Raw genomic sequence first — 19,519 nt, 5'->3', positions numbered from 1 at the left:
AAGGCATTTTCTGTGCTGTTTCGAAGCAGCTAAAGAATTGATTGAGTTGGTCAAATTGGCGTCATTTTGTTGCCTGTTTGTTAGTCATGCTGAACGGATGTCGGGGAGCCAAAAGGGAGCCCTTTATATGAATTACAAAATCTCAGCCATTGCGATTATGACAATTGCCTGTCTTGCAGGCACGACAGGCGCATGGGCAGAAAGCATTGAACGCTCCAGTGACGAGCGGATCAATACGGTGAAACCGCGTGGTATACAGGTTTTCACCGGTACCAAGCCAACCGGGATCAACGAGATTCCGGCCAGGCAGACGATTAACTCGGTAGGTGGGCGCACCATCAATATCGCCCAGCCGACTGCACCGGGTGGTGCGCAACCGGCTCAGGCCCAGCAGCAGGTGCAACAACCCGCGACGCGACCGGGACCGCGGCAATTGCAGGCCGCCCAGCCGGCACTTAAGCCTGTCAAGCGCAAGAAACGGACCTCGTCCCGCAAGCGCCGGAAGAAAAAGTCACGTGTGAGCGAAGCCAAGTGGTGGCGTGACAGCGGAAACCCGAAGGTGTTTGCGTTCCGCGACTGTATTTCGGCCTATGCCCGCAGCCGCGCCCAGAAAATTCCCAAGCTGAACCTGCGGTCCGTTGTGGCACGGTCCATCAAGCGGGAATGCGACAAGTCGTTTTCCTCCATGTCGAAAGTCCTCGCCTCAAGGTTCGGGACCAGAAAATCACGCAAGATCGCCAAGGAGCTGACCGGATCGACCTTCGTGCCGGCCGTACGCAAAGCTGTCCTGAAGGTGCGGGAAGAACAGAAGCTGGCTGCCGCCGCGGCCACGCCGGCTGTGCCTGCAGTGGCACCTGCCACCCAGGCCGCCGAGCCGACAACCGCCTCTCTGGTGCCCTCGGTCCAGGCGCAGCCCGACCCGATCAGCGTGGAAGCCGAACTGGAACTCGCCAAGGAAGAAATGTTTTCCTGTTACCGCGATGCCGCCGACCGTACCGCGCCGCAGTCGAACCAGCCTGTTGATGCGGTTGTGGACAATGTGCTGCTGGAATGCAGCGGCAACACAAGGGCCTTTTTCAAACGCCTGTTTGCCGTCTACCCGCACAGCCCGTCCGCACAGGCTGAACGCATGCGCGCGGCAATTTCCGACAATTACCGTCCCGCGATTGAGAAACGGGTCACCGCAATTCGCGCGACGGGTGTTTCGGTCATCAAGCAGAAGGTTACTTCAACCGCCCAATAAACGGCCTGTTTGGCCAGCAATCCACTGCCATGCCCAGTTTTTTCTGGTGCATGCCGGTGGCCGTGCGGGTGCGGAAACCGATCAGTCCGTCAATGCTGTCACCGACATTGTAGCCCAGTGCCACCATCCTGGACTGAACCTTCTTCATGGCCGGGCGGGTGAACGTATCGACCTTGCGCCATCCGGTCTTGAAGGCTCCGCCGCCTGAAATCCGGTCCGCCAGGTTGCCGACATACAGCACATAGAGATCGGATTCATTGTAGTTCTTGATCGCGTAGTAATTGTCAGTGGCAATGAACGCGGGGCCGAACCGGCCTGCGGGCATGATGACATAGCTTTTGACACTGTTGAGCCGGGAAGGCCATTTGCGGCCGGCTACCCTTTTGGCTCCCGCGGCAATCCAGTCTGCCGCCGGCCTGCCCTCATCAGGTCCTTCCAGCGTGCAGTCCAGCACTCTCGACTGTTCGACCTCGTACGCCCAGCTCAGGCCCGGCTTCCAGCCGCTTGCTTTCAAAAATGTTGCCGTGGTGGCCAGCGCGTCCGGAATTGAATTCCAGATATCCGATTTGCCGTCACCATCGCCGTCAGTGGCATATTTCAGGTACAGCCCAGGCAGCATCTGGGTATGGCCCATCGCGCCTGCCCATGAACTTTTCAACTGCGACACCGGCACGACGCCGCGCTGGGCAATCTCCATGATGGCCAGAAGTTCCGGTCGGAAGAAATCCGGCCTGCGCCCGAGAAAGGCTTGCGTCGCCAGCACCGACATTGCGCTGTGCGGGATTTTTGCGCCGGAAAAGGCAGTTTCCCGGCCCCAGATGGCGGCGACGACCTCTTTGGGAACCCCGCTGGTCTTTTCAATCCGGGCAAAGGTCGATGCGTATTTGCGGATGTTCCTGCGCCCGATTTGAGCCAGCTGGTTGAGGGACTTGTCTCTGAAATACCTGCCGGGCGAACCAAACTCTGCCTGGCGTTTGCGCGAAGCGGCCGGTTGTTCGCCAGCAATCTTCGGTGGCGCCAGGTCCGGGATTTTCCACTGCAGGGACATCCGTCTTACCGACGCATCGAAAACCTTGCGTGAAACGCCGCGTTGCCGAGCCTCTGGCCACAGGCTTTGCAGAAATCCGTCAAAGGCTTTTTCCGCATTTTTCCGGTAACTTGCCGACACTTCCAGCGCATTGCCGTCCACAGAGCCCGACAGAACCGACACAGCGCACACAAGGGCAGCTCCGGTGATGCGATAACGTTTGTGAATTCGAATCAGTTGGTTTTTCATGCCGGGCATGATGCGGGTGGCAGATTGCGCTTTCAAGGCGCTGGCTGCAGATTTTGCAACTGCGCCGGCCGGTACGCGATCGCGTGAACTTTCATTCGTGCCGGCACTCGCGGCGGTTACCGGTTGCAATAGCACATCTGTGACCGTGTGTAGCTTGCGGTTCGGTCCAAAAACCATCACATTGCACTGTATCAGTGATGCGTTATAGTTTGGCGGTCTTTCAGGGGCAGCTTCTGCAGCGCAAACAATTTTTCCGAAGATCGGACAAGGCAAACATGACATTGACCATCAGGACCCTGGGTGCAGCATTTGTGTTGGCGAGTTCGATGGCAGTTATTCCTGGTCATGCCGCGCAGTCACAAAATGCCGACCCGTACGCCGCCTTGCGGATTGACAAGGCATCTCCATCGGGCAGCTATCTTGCCGGGCGGTTCGCCAGTCGTCAGCGCGATACCGGGATTGCCGCGCGGTACATTGCCCGTGCCCTGGAAAACGATCCCAACAACCCGCTTTTGATTGAGCGCGCTTTCACGCTGGAAGTGTCGTCAGGCAATATCACGTCCGCTGAAAAGTTTGCTGAGCGGGTTCTCAAGTTCAACGATCAGCACAGATTGTCACTGCTGGTTCTGGGCCTCAAGTCGATGCGTGACGGCAAGGCTGCGCTTGCTCGCCAGTATTTCCAGAAATCGGCCTACACGCCTATTGGAGAGTTGTCCGCTGCGCTGCTGACCGGTTGGTCCTATGCCTCGGAAAACAATCTCAGAGAAGCCCTGGCTGAGCTTGACAAGCTGAAGCGCAATCAGGCGTTCGAAAACTTTCGGCTGTTCCACGCCGGCCTGATTGCCGACATGGTCAAAAACCGCAACCGGGCGGAAGTGTTCTACAAGTCAGCCTATGAAAAGGCCGGCACCTCGCTGCGGGTCGTCCAGGCCTATGGCAATTTCCTTGAACGCACCGGCCGAGGCGACCAGGCGGTTCAGATATACGAACTGTTCCTGAATTCGACCCAGAACAATCCACTGGTGCGCAGTGCGCTGGATGCCCTGAAGGCTGGAAAACAGGCCGAACCCTTTATTGACACCGCAGCCGGTGGTTCAGCCGAAGCGCTGTACTCCATTGCCGGGGCGCTGACCGACGAGCGCTCCATCGATATTGCACTGGTTTATGCCCGGCTGGCGCTGTCCAGCCATCCGGAGTTTTCCGAGGGCCAGACACTGCTGGGTGAGGTTTACACCCAGATGAAACTGCACGAGCAGGCCATCGCGGCCTATGACAGGATTGAAGCAGACTCCCCGTTGCGCTCCAGCGCGGATATTCAGACAGCCACCAATCTCAACCAGCTGAACCGGTTCGATGATGCGGTGAAGGTGCTGAAGTCCCTGATTGCCCGCGAACCTGAGAACTACAATGCTCTGCTGTCGCTTGGTAACCTGTACCGCCTGAATGAGAAATGGCTCGATGCTGCCGATTCATACACCCAGGCGCTTGCGCGGGTTGACGAGCCGGGCGCGAAAAACTGGTCGGTTTATTATTTCCGCGGCATTGCCTACGAGCGGGCCGGGCGTTGGGAAAGCGCCGAGCCGGATTTCCGCAAGGCACTGCGTTTTCAGCCTGAACAGGCATCTGTGCTGAATTATCTCGGATACTCGCTGATTGAAAAGCGCATCAATCTGACCGAGGCGTTTGAAATGGTTGAAAAGGCCGTTTCACTGCGTCCCAATGACGGCTACATCGTTGATAGCCTCGGTTGGGGACACTACCAGCTGGGGCGGTATGAAGAGGCTGCCAAGCTGCTTGAACGGGCAGCTGGCTTGCGTCCCGAAGATGCCGTGATCAATGATCATCTGGGTGATGCGCTGTGGCGGGTTGGCCGTAAGCTGGAAGCCAAGTTCCAGTGGCAGTACGCGCTTGACTCGAATCCGACCGACGAAAACGCAGTCAAGATCCGCAAGAAGCTCAGGCAAGGACTGCCGGACCCGAAGCCAGCTTCGGCACCGACGGCTTCCGGCACAGAAAAGCCCAACAAGTCCTGACCAGGCCTTTCCGGTATTGCGATGATCACCGAGTTCGCCGCAGCGAAAATCAATCTTGCCCTGCATGTTACCGGCAAGCGGGCGGACGGCTACCATCTGCTTGACAGCGCCGTGATGTTTGCATCCGACGCCGGCGACGTGTTGGAAGTATCGTTTGCCGATGCAACCTCCCTGACGGTTTCCGGACCCTTTTCGCAAGGGCTGGAAACGGATTCCGGCAATCTGGTGCTCCGGGCCTTTGCCGCTTTGCAGCACCATTATCCCGATGACGTCCGTCCCTGCGCCATAAACCTGCACAAGGCGCTTCCCGTTGCTTCGGGGATCGGCGGGGGATCCGCTGATGCAGCAGCTGCGCTGCGCGCGATTATCCGTCTCAACGGCTTGTCCGTTGAACCGCAGACACTGGCGGGACTTGCACTGCAGCTGGGTGCGGATGTGCCGGTCTGTGTTTCCTCAACGGCTTGCCGCATGCGTGGCATAGGAGAGATCATCGATAGCTGGACACCTGCGCCGTCGCTGTATGGAGTTCTGGTAAACCCGCTGGTCGGCGTATCGACGGCAGGCATTTTTCGTCATTTGGGCCTGTCACCGGGCAGTGCTGCCAACTCGGAAATCAGCGACAGGTTTGCGGACGTACATGACACCGGCGCTGTACTGGGCTGGCTTGCAGAATGCCGCAATGACCTGGAACCGGCAGCGTGTCATCTGGAACCCGTCATTCGTGATGTGCTGAGCGCCATTGCTCGGTTGTCCGGGTGCCGGCTGTCTCGCATGAGCGGTTCCGGCGCCACCTGCTTCGGCCTGTTCGAGGATTCCGGCAGCGCTGCCGCCGCAGCCGCAGATATTGCCCGGCAGCACCCCGAATGGTGGGTTGTTGACACTGCCCTGGTCTAGATTGCTGTGTCCCTAGTGCGCGCGGGCGACGGAGAACCTGATTGCATCCACCAGGGCGGACTTGTAGCGGCTCTGCGGGAATATCTCCATCGCATCCCGCGCAATGGCGCCGTAATGGCGGGCACGTTCAGCGGTCGCTTCCAGCGCGCCATGCTGCGCCATCAGGGCAATGGCGCGTTCCAGGTCGCCATCGCGCTGGTCGCCTTCTTCCATTACGCGCTTCCAGAATTTGCGCTGTTCGGTATCACCGCGCCGGTATGACAAAACCACCGGCAGGGTGATTTTACCTTCGCGGAAATCGTCACCGACACTTTTCCCAAGCTGTGCCTGCTTGCCCGAGTAATCCAGTGCGTCGTCAACCAGCTGGAATGCCACGCCAAGATTGCGGCCATAGGATTCAAGGGCTTCGCGTTCTGCCTCATTGCGTCCGGCAATGATGGCGCCGACCTCGGCCGCCGCCGAAAACAGTGCGGCGGTCTTCGCGTTGATCACCTTGAGGTAGGCATCTTCCGTCGTCGATGTATTGTGCGCCGCGGCCAGCTGCATCACTTCGCCTTCGGCAATGACGGCGGCCGCGTCAGCCAATACCTTCAGCGCTGCCAGCGACCCTGTCGTGACCATGATGCGGAACGCCTGGCCCAGCAGGTAGTCGCCTACCAGCACGCTTGCCTGGTTGCCCCAGATCAATCGCGCGGTGCGCCGTCCGCGCCTGAGATCGCTTTCGTCAACCACGTCGTCGTGCAGCAGGGTGGCGGTGTGCATGAACTCGACCGCGGTGGCCAGGTCAACATGATGATTTCCGTCATAGCCGCACATGCGTGCTGCCGCGATCGTCAGCATCGGGCGCAGCCGCTTGCCACCGGAATCAATCAGGTGCTGGGCAAGTTCCGGAATTAACTCCACATGGGACTGCGCATGCGACAGAATCTGTGCGTTCACCTTCTCCATGTCATTTGCCACGAGATCAAGCAGAGGAGACAGACTTGCATCCTTAGCTTCTGCTGCACTTAACGGAACCACCACGCCCACGGAATAAACTCCACCGCTGTCTTTGTTGTCTACATGAGTGAACATAAGCGGCGTTCAGGTTGCCAGCAAGAGCACTATGGCCGCATGTGACGCGTTGAACTAGACTGCTGCAAGATCATTTTGTTAACTGCCGAAAGGTAAGTTGGTATCCATGCGTGAATTACTACGGTCCAACGATGTTGTGCTGGTTTCCTATGTTGTTGATTTGCTTGGCCAGGAAGGCCTGAATGCGGCGGTGTTTGACGGTCATATGAGTGTTCTGGAAGGATCTATAGGTGCGTTTCCGCGCCGGGTGATGGTCGATGAAGATGATGAGATGCGTGCCCGCAGGCTGCTGAATGAGGCAGGATTGCGGGAGCATCTGGCGGATGGTTGAATGTGCGGATGTGCGCGCTGATGAAAAAGGCGGGAGAGGCTGTGATGGAGGATGAGTTTCAAGGTGGCCGCGAAGGCGGCCAAGAGGGCAAGACCGGCTTGTCGGACGATGCCTTTCTGGGGGGTAAACTGCAGATACTGCAACCTGAAAAGGGCTATCGCGCCGGTATTGATGCGGTATTGCTGGCTGCATCCATACCTGCAATGGACGGTGACACGCTGTTTGAAGCAGGTATCGGCACAGGCGTCGCGGCGGCCTGCCTGGCAAAGCGGGTGCCCGGTACCATCATAACCGGTGTGGAAATTGCCTCGCGTTATGCGCTGATTGCGGAAGAAAACTTCAAGCGCAACCAGCTGCATGAACGTGTCATGGTGCTGAAAGGTGACTTGTGCGATTCCATGCGCCACGATCAGCTGGACTGGCCTGCGCCGGGCAGTGTCTCACATGCCTATGCAAACCCGCCGTTTTTCGAAGACCATGCAGTGCAGGCTCCCGCTGATGGCCTGCGCGCGCAGGCCCACATGCTGAAAGCCGGTGAACTTGAAAACTGGGTCAAGGTCATGACCAACGCGGTCAGACCCAGGGGAACCGTCTCAATCATCCATCCGGCAAGCTCGCTGCTCACATTACTGGCGGCCATGGAGCCGAAACTGGGAGGACTGACTGTCCTGCCGCTGCGGGCACATCGCAAGGATGCCGCCTCGCGGATTATCGTGCGCGGTACAAAAGCTTCCAAGGCGCCACTGCGGCTTTTGCCCGGGCTGGTGCTGCACGAGGCAGAATCCAACTCATTTGTGGATGAAGTGAACACCGTATTGCGGGACGGGGAAGCTCTTGAATTCACGTGAACTTCCGGCGCTCCCTTGAGGTTTTCCCGCGCGGCCACCATGTAGGCAGCGGCAACTGGCCCATGCACGTCCCAATAACCGAAAAGGCAGCTCCACAATGGTCTCGCGCACATCTAACAAGAAGAAGAAAAAGAAGGCCGGATGGCTGACAAGACTGTTGCGCGGCAAGCGCAAGTTTGTCGCCCACGTCCGCCTCAGAGGGGCCATCGGCATGTCGGCGCCCATGAGCCAGGCACTTTCCATGGCCGGGGTCGAGGAAACACTGGAGCAGGCGTTTGCCATTCCCGGTCTCGCCGCCATGGCCTTGTCGATCAATTCGCCCGGCGGGTCACCGGTTCAGTCAACCCTGATCTTCAACCGCATCCGCCAGCTCGCAAAGAAGCATGAAGTCACGGTACTGGTTTTTTGTGAGGATGTGGCAGCATCCGGCGGTTATCTGCTGGCTGTGTCGGGCGATGAAATATTTGCCGACCGCAGCTCCGTGGTGGGTTCTATCGGCGTCATATCCACAGGCTTCGGCTTTGCCGGTGCGATCAAGAAGCTCGGTGTGGAACGTCGTGTGCACACGGCGGGCACCAACAAATCCGTGCTGGATCCGTTCCTGCCTGAAAAGAAGGAAGATGTCGCCCATTTGAAATCCCTGCAGCTTGATGTGCACGAAGCCTTCAAGGACATTGTGCGGTCACGCCGGCAGGAACAGCTCAAGGGCAGCGAAGACGAATTGTTTTCCGGCCTGTTCTGGGCCGGAGACAAGGCCCTGGAACGTGGCCTTGTGGACGGCCTCGGCACTATGCACGAGATACTGCAGGCCAGGTTCGGCGAGGACGTGATCATCAAGACCGTGGAGCCGAAGAGCGGGTTTTCCTTACGCAAACTCCTGATGCCGGGCGGTGGATCGTCTGTCGATGGTGCGGCCAGGGCAGCAGGACAAGGAGTCGCGTCCAGCGCTCTTGCGCTTGCAGAAGAGCGCGCTTTGTGGTCTCGTTACGGACTATGAGAGGCGAAACGGGCGGGACCTGTTTGAAGGAATGAAGACAAGATGATCTACAAACTGTTGTTGGCTGGCGTTGGAATTGCCTTGTCATATACTGTGGCGCGCAGGCTCTCGGACCTGCAGGCAAAGTCCGCCGTCAAGGTAAAGACAAACGATGCGCATCGTGTCAGGACAGGCCGTTTGCGTCAGGACCCCGAGACCGGCGTATATTACCCGGAAGACTGATTGATTCCGGTTCCGGCCCGAATGCAGGTATCATGCGGCTGGCCGCTTGACCAACTTCGGTCTGCGCAATAGGTTCCGGCCAGCGATTCACTGCCTCTGACGATACAGGGGCCCTTCAAAGAATCTTTGTAATGACTGCGCCATCCGGCCTAAATCCGAAAAAATCCTTTCAGGATCTGATCCTCACGCTGCACAATTACTGGGCAGCCAGGGGATGTGTCATTCTGCAGCCCTATGACATGGAAGTGGGTGCCGGCACGTTTCACCCGGCAACCACGCTGCGCTCCGTCGGCCCAAACCCGTGGAAGGCTGCTTATGTTCAGCCGTCGCGCCGGCCCAAGGATGGCCGCTTCGGCGAAAATCCCAACCGGTTGCAGCATTACTACCAGTATCAGGTGATCCTGAAACCATCCCCGCCGGATTTGCAGGAGTTGTATCTCGGATCCCTGTATGCCATCGGCATTGATCGTGAAAACCATGACATTCGTTTCGTCGAGGATGATTGGGAAAGCCCGACGCTGGGCGCCTGGGGCCTGGGTTGGGAAGTGTGGTGCGATGGCATGGAAGTCTCGCAGTTCACCTACTTTCAGCAGGTCGGCGGTATCGATTGCGCGCCCGTTTCAGGCGAACTGACCTATGGCCTTGAGCGCCTAGCCATGTATGTGCAGGGCGTCGACAATGTCTATGACCTGAATTTCAATGGTGGTGACGGTGAGGAGCGCGTGTCCTACGGTGATGTGTTTCTGCAGGCGGAGCAGGAATACTCCCGGCACAATTTCGATCACGCCAACACCGAAACCCTGCTGCAGCAGTTCCGGTTTGCCGAAGCTGAATGCAAGGCACTGCTGGCGGCAGGCGACAAGGGCGAAAAGCATCTCATGGCGCTGCCTGCCTACGACCAGTGCATCAAGGCATCTCATGTATTCAACCTGCTCGATGCGCGCGGCGTGATTTCGGTAACAGAGCGCCAGGCCTATATTCTGCGGGTCCGCGACTTGGCCAAGGGCTGTTGCGAGGCCTGGGCCAAAACCGCTGGCGGGAGCGCGCAAGACAATGGCTGAACTCCTGCTCGAACTTTTCTCGGAAGAAATTCCGGCCCGCATGCAGGCCCGTGCCGCTGCCGATTTGCAGAAACTGGTCACCGACGCGCTCGTCGACCAGGGCCTGACCTATGAAAGCGCCAAGGCCCACGTCACGCCGCGCCGCCTGGCTCTGTGTGTGGACGGGCTGGCCGTGCGCACCGCAGATCACAAGGAAGACCGCAAGGGACCGCGCATTGATGCGCCGGAGCAGGCTGTCCAGGGATTTCTCAAATCTGCCGGCGTCACACTCGACCAATGCGATGTTGAAGAAGACAAGAAGGGCAAGGGCGCCTTCTATGTGGTCCGCATCAACAAGCCCGGGCAGGAAACCACCGATGTGGTTGCTGCCATTGTGCCGGATGTGGTGCGCAAGTTCCCGTGGCCCAAGTCCATGCGCTGGGGCTCCGGCAGCCTGCGCTGGGTCAGGCCGTTGCAGTCCATCCTGTGTGTGTTTGACGGTGAGGTCGTGCCGTTTGAAATTGACGGCATCCGGTCGGGCAACACCACACGCGGCCATCGTTTCCTCAACCCGGATCAGATCACGGTCACCGCGTTTGACGATTACGAGCAGTCCCTTCGCTCTGCCCATGTCATGCTGGATGCCGCTGAGCGCATGGAGACCATTCGCACCGAGGCCGGCAACCTGGCGTTCGCTAAGGGCCTGGAACTGATCGAGGACAAGGGCCTGCTGGCCGAAGTGTCCGGTCTTGTGGAATGGCCGGTTGTGCTGATGGGCGAGTTTCACAAGAGCTTCCTGGATGTCCCGGCCGAGGTGATCGTCACGTCCATCAAGAGCCACCAGAAGTGCTTTGCACTCACCGACAAGTCGGGCAACCTGTCTAACAATTACCTGCTGGTATCGAACCTGATCGCCAGGGACGGCGGCCGGAAAATCACCGAAGGCAACAACAAGGTGATCGCGGCACGATTGTCTGATGCCCGCTTCTTCTGGGAGCAGGACAAGAAGATTGCACTTGAAGACCGCCTGCCGCAGCTTGAGAAGATTACCTTCCATGCAAAGCTTGGCACGCAGGCTGAACGGGTTTCGCGTATTGAAGCGCTGGCCGGCAATATTGCCAAAACCATCGGGGCCGATGAGGCCCAGGCCCGACTGGCGGCGAGGCTGGCCAAGACCGACCTGGTGACCGAGATGGTCGGCGAGTTTCCGGAGCTGCAGGGCCTGATGGGAAGCTATTATGCCCGGGCTGAAGGGCTGGATGAAGATGTCCAGACCGCCATCCGAGACCATTACAAGCCGCAAGGTCCATCGGACGACGTGCCGTCCGGCAAAGTGGCCCAGGCCGTGGCGCTGGCCGACAAGATCGACACGCTGGTCGGGTTCTGGGCGATTGATGAAAAGCCGACCGGATCGAAGGACCCCTATGCCCTGAGACGCGCCGCACTGGGGGTTATCCGCACTGTGCTTGAGGGCGAACTGCGTTTGAAGCTGCTGTCCCTGACAAATGCGGGCCTGCAGCCGATTCTTGACGCATTGCATAGCGATGCGGAAGACCATGAGGGCGACGTGACTGTCTCCAGCAGGGCCGAAGGCGACACGGCAGCCGACCTGCTGTCATTCTTCGCCGATCGCCTGAAAGTCTACCTGCGGGAAGGCGGTACCCGGCATGATCTCATCGATGCGGTGTTTGCGCTCGGCAATCAGGACGACCTGCTGATGATCGTCAGGCGCGTCGAGGCCCTGTCGGGTTTCCTAGAGACCGACGACGGCCAGAATCTGCTGGCCGGTGTCAAGCGGGCGTCCAATATCCTGAAGATCGAGGAAAAGAAGGACGGCCGCAGTTTCACCGGCGCGCCGGAAACCAAACTGTTGCTGCAGGGCGACGAAAAGGACCTGAACCGGGCCGTGTCCCAGTCGGAAGCCAATGCCAAGCGGGCCGTGGAGGCGGAAGACTTCGTTTCCGCCATGGGCCATATCGCCAAGCTCCGCGGTCCGGTGGACCAGTTCTTCGACAAGGTAACGGTCAACGCCGACGATCCGACGTTCCGGGAAAACCGTCTGAAACTGCTCAACCGCATCCGCGAGGCAACGCTGGCCGTGGCCGACTTCTCGAAAATCGAGGGGTAGAGAGGGTTGTTGCGCAAGGCCGAGTCGGTCTCGCTCGACCTTTTATCCCGCTCACGCAAGCAGCCTGCGGCTGCGCTCCGCTAGGGCGCACTTCGTGCGACGGCCGGTTGGCCTTGCCTCGGCACTTCGTGCCTCGGAGCAGTTCATCGCCATGGTTGTTCAGGGTCGGAGAACGGCGCGAAGCACGCAGTGCTGAGTAAAGCTGTTCGACCAGAATAATGCCTAACAGCTCACACCCGCGTGTGTGATGAACTCCAACTAGGCCCGACGGGCCTCGGGCCGGTCAGGCCCGCCCTGGCGGAGCGCAGCCGGAGGCTGCTTGCGTGAGCGAAACCCAGTTCTTCCAAAATCAAATGTTGATGTGGCAATGCTGCGACTTGAAAAACCTGTCTGGTTGTGGCCTTAAACACCCGCACATCATCCCACGGTGCGGAATCAGGACAGGGGCAGGAAAATGAGCACTTCTTCCGGCAAGATGGTCTATCAATTCGGTGACGGCCAGGCGGACGGCACGGCGAAGGACAAGGAACTGCTGGGCGGCAAGGGCGCCAACCTTGCTGAAATGTGCCAGCTTGGCGTGCCGGTTCCGCCCGGGTTTACCATCACCACGCAAGTCTGTACCGGATATTACAACAACGACAACGCTTATCCCGACGGACTGGAGGCTGATGTCGCAGCCGCCGTCAAATGGGTCGGTGCAAAAGTCGGTGCCGGTTTTGGCGACAAGGCCAATCCGCTGCTCGTGTCGGTTCGTTCCGGCGCCCGTGTTTCCATGCCCGGCATGATGGATACGGTGCTGAACCTGGGGCTCAACGACGAGACGGTGCGCGGACTTGCCGAACGCGCCGGTGACAAGCGCTTTGCCTATGACAGCTATCGCCGCTTCATCCAGATGTACTCCGATGTGGTGCTCGGCCTCGATCACGACGCCTTCGAGGACATGCTGGGCGAGTTCAAGGATGAAAACGGCCATGAACTCGACACCGACGTGACCGCTGATGAATGGGCGACACTGATCGAACGGTTCAAGGCGCTGGTCGAGGAAGAGTCGGGCGAACCGTTTCCGCAGGACGTCAATGACCAGTTGTGGGGTGCCGTTGGTGCCGTCATAAAGTCGTGGCAGTCGGCACGTGCCATCACCTATCGCAAGCTCAATGAAATTCCCGACGGCTGGGGAACAGCCGTCAACGTGCAGGCCATGGTGTTCGGCAATATGGGCGATACATCGGCCACCGGCGTGGCGTTCACACGCAATCCGTCCACCGGTACCAGGGAACTCTATGGCGAATTTCTGGTCAACGCCCAGGGCGAAGACGTGGTGGCCGGTATCCGTACACCGCAAAATATCACCGAGGCAGCCCGCATTGAAGCCGGCATGAGTGATCCGTCACTGGAACAGCTGATGCCTGAAACCTTTAAGGAACTGACCGGTATTTTTGACCGGCTGGAAGCGCATTATCGCGACATGCAGGATCTGGAGTTCACCATCCAGGACGGCAAGCTGTGGATGCTGCAGACCCGGTCGGGCAAGCGTACCGCGCAGGCTGCCTTGAAAATCGCCGTCGATATGGCTGAGGATGGCCTGATCACGAAATCGGAAGCTGTGGCCCGCATCGATCCCGGGTCGCTGGACCAGTTGTTGCACCCGACCCTCGATCCGAAAGCGGAGCGCGATATCATCGCGTCCGGCCTGCCCGCGTCGCCTGGTGCTGCCTGCGGCGAAGTGGTGTTCGACAGTGACGAGGCCGAACAGGCCAAGGCGCAGGGCCGCAGGGTTATCCTGGTGCGCGTTGAAACCAGCCCGGAAGACATTCACGGCATGCATGCCGCAGAAGGTATCCTGACCACACGCGGCGGCATGACCTCGCATGCAGCCGTGGTGGCGCGCGGCATGGGCAAGCCATGTGTGTCGGGTGCCGGCGCTATTCATGTCAACTATGACGAACAGAAGTTCACCGTCATGGGACAATCCGTCCAGGCCGGTGACATTGTCACCATTGATGGCGCGTCCGGCCAGGTGATGCGGGGTGAAATTCCCACCATAAAGCCGGAATTGTCCGGTGATTTCGGCCATATCATGAAGTGGGCGGACGAGGTTCGCCGGCTGGGTATTCGCGCCAATGCCGATACCCCGACCGATGCACGCATGGCCCGCGAGTTTGGAGCGGAAGGCATCGGCCTGTGCCGTACCGAGCACATGTTCTTCGAGAACGAACGTATTGCGGCTGTACGTGAAATGATCGTTGCCGACACGGATACACAACGCCGCACAGCGCTTGCCAAGCTGTTGCCCATGCAGCGTGCCGATTTTGTGGAACTGTTTGAGATCATGGCCGGCCTGCCGGTGACCATTCGCCTGCTGGATCCGCCGCTGCATGAATTTCTGCCGCATGGCGAGGAGGAAATACTCGAGGTTGCCAGCAATATGGACATTGATCCGGAAGTCTTGCGCGCCCGGGTTGCGGAACTGGACGAATTCAACCCGATGCTGGGCCATCGCGGTTGCCGGCTGGCGGTGACCTATCCCGAAATTGCCGAAATGCAGGCGCGGGCGATCTTTGAGGCCGTGGTGGAGGCAACCGGCAAGGCCGGTACGGCGCCGATCCCGGAGGTTATGATCCCGTTGATTGCCGGCCGCGCCGAATATGACCTAGTGGCGGCGAGCATTTCTGCGGTGCATGCCGAAGTGGAGGCCCAGTCCGGCCAGAAAATCGAGTTTTTGTGCGGCACCATGATTGAATTGCCGCGGGCGTGCCTGAAGGCTGATGATATTGCCGGCGCGGCTGAATTTTTCTCGTTCGGCACAAATGACCTTACCCAAACGGCGTTCGGCATCAGCCGCGATGATTCGGCCCGGTTCATGAACGACTATGTGAACAAGGGCATCTGGGAGCGTGACCCGTTTGTGTCCATTGATGTGGACGGGGTCGGCGAACTGGTGAAAATAGGGGTTGAGCGCGGACGTTCCGTGCGTCCCGACATCAAGCTTGGCATCTGCGGCGAGCACGGTGGTGACCCTGCGAGCGTGCATTTCTGCCATGCAACGGACCTGGATTACGTGTCCTGTTCGCCGTTCCGGGTGCCGATCGCCCGCCTGGCTGCGGCACAGGCCGCGATAAAGGATGCCTGAACCGGATAGTTTCGTCATTAACGATGCAGACTCAAAGCCTGTGTATGCTGCAGTTTTTCGGCACTGGTTAACTTGCTTGCATGGTTAACCTATGATAAACGCAGAGAGACTATCCTTTGGGGATGAGTGACGACTAATTCTTACGGACCTTGCAGGGAAAGGCCCGCTTGTTTGAGTAAATACGACAGACATATGCGGATGCGTGCACAGCACGACACCCGGTGGGATGATGCTGATCAATCAATAGGGTTGTCGGATATCCTGTCATATGCCTGTGCAGGCTTTGCTTTTGTCGGTGCCGTCGCGGTCGCCAGTCACTACATGTCCAAGGCCACGGCTTCAAACAACCTCGTTGAAATCAACAGTCAGTACAATGTCGCCTCGGGCAGCTCATCTGCATCTGCGCACTGGCGCGATGTTGTGTCTCCTGCAACGACCATCGCCAGCAAGGGATCATTGCTTGACGATTCCGTGGCGGAGGATTTCCGTGTTGTGCCGACCGACAATCAGGTCGTTGTGGCAAGCCTCGGCAAGTCAGATTTTGTCAGTGACGAGATTGAGCTGACCGTACCGGGCGCCGAAAAACAGATAATTACTCCGGCGGCCTATCAGCCGCAGTCCCGCATACAACTGGTTTCAATCCCGCCTTCGCCGTCAATCTCCCAGCTTGAATCAGGTTTCCGCCTGGGTCGCGGAGAAAAGCGCAAGGTTCTCAAAAAGCGCGAAGCGCGGCTTGCCGAGAAAAACTGCCTGGCACGTGCCATCTACTTCGAGGCCAGGTCCGAACCGGAAGCAGGCCAGATTGCAGTAGCCAACGTCATTCTGAACCGGGTCAAGTCGAAGCGGTATCCCAACACCATTTGCGGCGTGGTCTATGACGGGGCGCACCGGCTGAATTCCTGCCAGTTCTCGTTCGCCTGTGACGGCAAGCAGGACGCACCACGCGGACCGAAGGAATGGTCCAAGGCCAAGAAACTGGCGGCCCGCGCAATGGCGGGTGATGCCTATGTCCGCGTTGTATCAACGGCAACCCATTACCATGCCGACTATGTAAATCCGCGCTGGTCGGGGACCATGAAGCGGCTGATCAAGATCGGGCGGCATATTTTCTATAACGGCGTCTGATCCGCTCAATTTCATCTGCTGGAAATTTTCCGATACCTCGCATGATTTTGCGGGGTTTTTTCATTTGGGGCTGGACGCGACAACGGTTCATCACGCACATTTCGATCTGGTCGTCAGCATATTGAGTTTTGCAGGAACACGCACCGAACAACATGGGTTCAAGCGACCCCAAAAACCTGACCTAAGGAGGCGAAACATGGCTACATGGACGTGGATGAACGGTGACTGGCATGACACTCCGCCTATGGTGGCCAGCCCCATGACCCATGCAATGTGGTTGGGTTCTTGCGTGTTTGACGGCGCCCGCGCGTTTGAAGGCACGGCACCTGACCTGGGCCAGCATTGCGACCGGGTGGTTGCATCTGCCAAAACCTTTGGCCTGAAGCCGATGCATGACGCGCGTGCCATCGAGGCACTGGCGCGGGAAGGCATCGCGAAGTTTGCCGATGATGCCGAACTCTATATTCGCCCGATGTACTGGGCTGACGAAGGTTTCGTGGATGTGGACCCCGACACGACGCGGTTTGCCCTGGCGGTTTATGACGCGCCAATGCCCGCGACCGGCGGGTTTTCCGTTACCTGTTCGCCGTTTCGCCGGCCATCGCTTGAATATGCACCGACGGATGCCAAGGCAGCGTGCCACTACCCCAATTCAGCCCGTGCCATGCGCGAAGCCCGGGCGCGCGGGTTCGACAATGCGGCGATGCTCGATCCGTTGTCGAATGTGTCTGAGCTGGCAACGGCAAACATCTGGTACGCCAAGGACGGTGAGGTTTTCACACCGGTTCCCAACGGCACGTTCCTGAACGGCATTACCCGGCAGCGCATCATCAGCCTGTTGCGCGAAGATGGCATCAAGGTGCATGAGGGATCGCTGAAATGGCCTGATTTCCAGGCGGCCGATGAGGTTTTCTCAACCGGCAACTGGGCCAAGGTTTCTCCCGTCATCCGGATTGAGGACCGTGACCTGCAACCCGGTCCGATGTATGCCAGGGCGCGCGAACTGTACTGGGCCTATGCTCACGCCACGGGAAAAACAGGCTAGATCCGCAACTGCGCAAACTTCTTCATGAAAGTTGCACCGGCCTGCTCGGCGGATTGCGGTGTCAGTTTCTGCAGGGCTGAAACCGTGGACGCCTCAAGCCCGCGGGGTCGGCCGAAAAATTTCGCGGCCTCGCCGTCATCAAATCCGGCCAGCACGGTCGCCTCGAAAAACGCCGACGCCTTGTCCGCCCGCTTGATCCTGGTTTCGACCTTGTCCGGCAAATGCGCCGGTAGTCCGAAACGCACGTGCACGGCCTCCATCAGCCGGGCTTCGAATGCCTTGTAGTCGAGGCCGAGGGCAGCCTTGAACGGCGAAATCATGTCTCCGATCACATATTCCGAAGCGTCGTGCAGCAAGGCTGCCAGCCGCCAGCGCGGGTCGGTATCCGGATAAAACTCTCCCATCAGCTGCTCGACGACAACACAGTGCTGGGCGACCGAAAATGCGTGCGCGCCATGGGTCTGGCCATTCCAGCGCGCCACCCGTGCCAGCCCATGGGCGATGTCTTCGATCTCGACATCCAGCGGCGACGGTTCCAGCAGGTCCAGCCTGCGTCCCGACAGCATGCGCTGCCAGGCACGTGGTGCCTCCGGTTGTCTTGGTCGTGACGCCATTGAGCTAACGCGCCAGTTTTTTGCACGGCTCGTGCCGGTGGCACTGAACCAGGTGGTCGTTGACCATGCCGACCGCCTGCATGAACGCATAGACGATGGTGGGGCCGACAAAGCGGAATCCGCGTTTTTTCAGGTCCTTGGAGATTTTTTCAGCCAGCGGTGTTGCCGCCGGCACGTCCTCAAGGCGAGTGAACCGGTTGACCAGCGGCTTGCCGTCCATGAAATCCCACAGATAGGTGTCGAAACCCTGTGCCGCCTCGATTTCCAGGTAGGCTTGCGCGTTGGTGACGCTGGATTCGATCTTCAGCCGGTTGCGCACGATACCGGCATCCTGCATCAGGTCGGCCCTTTTGGCCTCGTCATAGCGCGCCATGACGACCGGATTGAAATCGTCAAATGCGGCGCGGAAATTATCACGCTTGCGCAGGATGGCAATCCAGGAAAGACCGGCCTGGAACCCGTCAAGCAGCAGTTTTTCAAACAGTGCCCGGCTGTCATACTCCGGCACGCCCCATTCCTCGTCGTGATAGGTCACATAGTCCGGTGCGGTGCCGGACCAGCCGCACCGGTCAATGCCGTCTTCATGGGTGATCAGTGAATGTTCCCAGCCCATCAGTCATTATCTCCTGCCGTATCAGCCGTGTCTGCCCAGTGCGCCCAGGCCGGTTTGTGCACGGTGATCTGCTGACCGTCAACTGACAGAGCCTTGCCAGCACTTTCAGCCTTTGCAACCCGGTCAAGCCTGATCAGTGCAAGGCCGTTCGGTCCCCGTGCACCCAGCAGCGTACCGACCTGCCTGTCATCGGCCATCACTTTTGCACCGGGTGCGGGCAGGGCGGCAGATGCATCGATCGGTACCAGGCGGGACCGGGCAGTGCCGCGATGCTGCATGCGGGAAACGACTTCCTGGCCCACATAGCATCCTTTTGAGAAATCCACTGACGAGAACTGGTCATAACACGCCTCATGCGGGAACAGGTCGCCGGAGCCGATCTCGGCAGCATCCCCGACGCCCAGTTTGTAGCGGTGGTCCTGGTAGGTTTCGGGCGGCTGGTTTGAGATTGAATCGATCATGGCCATTGGTGCGATCACTCTCGAACCCAGCCCGGTATTGCGCGGGTCCGGAAATACGTGACCATCGCTCAAGGATGAAAGGTCTGCGTCACCCCAGCCGGCCGCAACGGCCAGGTCATCGGCCTGTTCAATGCTCAGCGCCCGGCGCAGCCGGTACATGGTGAGCCTCTGGACCAGAGCGGCGGCGTTTTCCGCAGCGCAGTCCAGCAGTACACCGCCGTCGATGGCCAGAATGAAAAAGTCGAACAGTATCTTGCCCTGCGGTGTCAGAAGGGCGCTGTGCACCGCCTGCCCGCTGGTCAGGTCAGCCACGTTGGCCGTGACCAGGTCCTGAAGGAACGGCAAGGTGTCTTCGCCCTTGATCTCGATAACGGCGCGATCGGGCAGGCCTGCAATGAAAACTGTCATTTGGTGCGATTCTCTGTCTTGCTTGAGTGAACAGATT

17 protein-coding genes are annotated in these 19,519 nt (G+C 58.9%); 12 read left to right on the top strand and 5 right to left on the bottom strand.

The annotated features are described in order from the left end of the window. Positions 1-127 precede the first annotated feature (127 nt). Complete coding sequence (locus tag DHN55_RS01455; RefSeq protein ID WP_108879635.1) at positions 128-1,243, top strand: hypothetical protein; 1,116 nt, start codon at positions 128-130, stop codon at positions 1,241-1,243. Here DHN55_RS01455 and DHN55_RS01450 read toward each other — a convergent pair. Further along, complete coding sequence (locus tag DHN55_RS01450; RefSeq protein ID WP_337659787.1) at positions 1,224-2,519, bottom strand: lytic murein transglycosylase; 1,296 nt, start codon at positions 2,517-2,519, stop codon at positions 1,224-1,226. The genes DHN55_RS01455 and DHN55_RS01450 overlap by 20 nt on opposite strands. Positions 2,520-2,845: 326 nt before the next feature. On the opposite strand from DHN55_RS01450, the gene DHN55_RS01445 reads away from it, so the two are divergent. Both DHN55_RS01445 and DHN55_RS01440 read left to right on the top strand, forming a co-directional pair. After that, positions 2,846-4,552, top strand: a complete 1,707-nt coding sequence (locus tag DHN55_RS01445) for a tetratricopeptide repeat protein (RefSeq protein WP_337659786.1) — start codon at positions 2,846-2,848, stop codon at positions 4,550-4,552. Positions 4,553-4,573: 21 nt separating this feature from the next. Beyond that, complete coding sequence (locus tag DHN55_RS01440; protein ID WP_108879633.1) at positions 4,574-5,446, top strand: 4-(cytidine 5'-diphospho)-2-C-methyl-D-erythritol kinase; 873 nt, start codon at positions 4,574-4,576, stop codon at positions 5,444-5,446. 12 nt (positions 5,447-5,458) lie between these two features. On the opposite strand, the gene DHN55_RS01435 is transcribed toward DHN55_RS01440, so the two are convergent. After that, positions 5,459-6,475, bottom strand: coding sequence for a polyprenyl synthetase family protein (locus DHN55_RS01435; RefSeq protein ID WP_108881639.1), 1,017 nt, complete (start codon positions 6,473-6,475; stop codon positions 5,459-5,461). A gap of 151 nt (positions 6,476-6,626) precedes the next feature. On the opposite strand from DHN55_RS01435, the gene DHN55_RS01430 reads away from it, so the two are divergent. From DHN55_RS01430 to DHN55_RS01390, 9 genes are all read left to right on the top strand, one after another. Beyond that, positions 6,627-6,851, top strand: a complete 225-nt coding sequence (locus DHN55_RS01430) for a putative signal transducing protein (RefSeq protein WP_108881638.1) — start codon at positions 6,627-6,629, stop codon at positions 6,849-6,851. Positions 6,852-6,871: 20 nt separating this feature from the next. Continuing rightward, positions 6,872-7,699 carry a tRNA1(Val) (adenine(37)-N6)-methyltransferase gene (locus DHN55_RS01425; RefSeq protein ID WP_337659785.1) on the top strand — a complete coding sequence of 276 codons (828 nt, stop codon included), beginning with the start codon at positions 6,872-6,874 and terminating at the stop codon, positions 7,697-7,699. Positions 7,700-7,796: 97 nt separating this feature from the next. Further along, positions 7,797-8,696 (top strand): S49 family peptidase, encoded by a 900-nt coding sequence (locus DHN55_RS01420; RefSeq protein WP_108879631.1) that lies wholly within the window; start codon positions 7,797-7,799, stop codon positions 8,694-8,696. A 42-nt stretch (positions 8,697-8,738) separates the two neighbouring features. Then, positions 8,739-8,918 carry a hypothetical protein gene (locus DHN55_RS01415; RefSeq protein ID WP_108879630.1) on the top strand — a complete coding sequence of 60 codons (180 nt, stop codon included), beginning with the start codon at positions 8,739-8,741 and terminating at the stop codon, positions 8,916-8,918. A gap of 131 nt (positions 8,919-9,049) precedes the next feature. After that, positions 9,050-9,979 (top strand): glycine--tRNA ligase subunit alpha, encoded by a 930-nt coding sequence (locus tag DHN55_RS01410; RefSeq protein ID WP_108879629.1) that lies wholly within the window; start codon positions 9,050-9,052, stop codon positions 9,977-9,979. Further along, positions 9,972-12,086: a glycine--tRNA ligase subunit beta gene (glyS, locus tag DHN55_RS01405; protein ID WP_108879628.1), complete on the top strand. Its 2,115-nt coding sequence runs from the start codon at positions 9,972-9,974 to the stop codon at positions 12,084-12,086. The genes DHN55_RS01410 and glyS overlap by 8 nt, the downstream gene beginning before the upstream one ends. 454 nt (positions 12,087-12,540) lie before the next feature. Then, complete coding sequence (ppdK, locus tag DHN55_RS01400; protein ID WP_108879627.1) at positions 12,541-15,216, top strand: pyruvate, phosphate dikinase; 2,676 nt, start codon at positions 12,541-12,543, stop codon at positions 15,214-15,216. 198 nt (positions 15,217-15,414) lie between these two features. After that, complete coding sequence (locus DHN55_RS01395) at positions 15,415-16,341, top strand: cell wall hydrolase (protein ID WP_337659784.1); 927 nt, start codon at positions 15,415-15,417, stop codon at positions 16,339-16,341. Between the two features lie 196 nt (positions 16,342-16,537). After that, entirely contained in the window at positions 16,538-17,386 is an 849-nt protein-coding gene (locus tag DHN55_RS01390; protein WP_108879625.1) for a branched-chain amino acid aminotransferase, read from the top strand. Here the strand turns inward: DHN55_RS01390 and DHN55_RS01385 are convergent. Genes DHN55_RS01385 through ygfZ form a run of 3 tightly spaced genes read right to left on the bottom strand, consistent with a single transcriptional unit; the run spans position 17,383 to position 19,482 of the window. Further along, positions 17,383-18,000: an HD family hydrolase gene (locus DHN55_RS01385; protein WP_108879624.1), complete on the bottom strand. Its 618-nt coding sequence runs from the start codon at positions 17,998-18,000 to the stop codon at positions 17,383-17,385. The genes DHN55_RS01390 and DHN55_RS01385 overlap by 4 nt on opposite strands. Before the next feature lie 4 nt (positions 18,001-18,004). Further along, positions 18,005-18,613 carry a DNA-3-methyladenine glycosylase I gene (locus DHN55_RS01380; protein ID WP_108879623.1) on the bottom strand — a complete coding sequence of 203 codons (609 nt, stop codon included), beginning with the start codon at positions 18,611-18,613 and terminating at the stop codon, positions 18,005-18,007. Beyond that, a complete protein-coding gene (gene ygfZ / locus DHN55_RS01375; protein ID WP_108879622.1) occupies positions 18,613-19,482 on the bottom strand; it encodes a CAF17-like 4Fe-4S cluster assembly/insertion protein YgfZ in 870 nt (289 codons plus the stop codon). Before ygfZ ends, DHN55_RS01380 begins: the two co-directional genes overlap by 1 nt. Positions 19,483-19,519: the final 37 nt, after the last annotated feature.

The sequence above is a fragment of the Anderseniella sp. Alg231-50 genome (genome assembly GCF_900149695.1).
Classification (GTDB): domain Bacteria; phylum Pseudomonadota; class Alphaproteobacteria; order Rhizobiales; family Aestuariivirgaceae; genus Anderseniella.
This window is presented reverse-complemented; position numbering and strand designations above follow the sequence as displayed.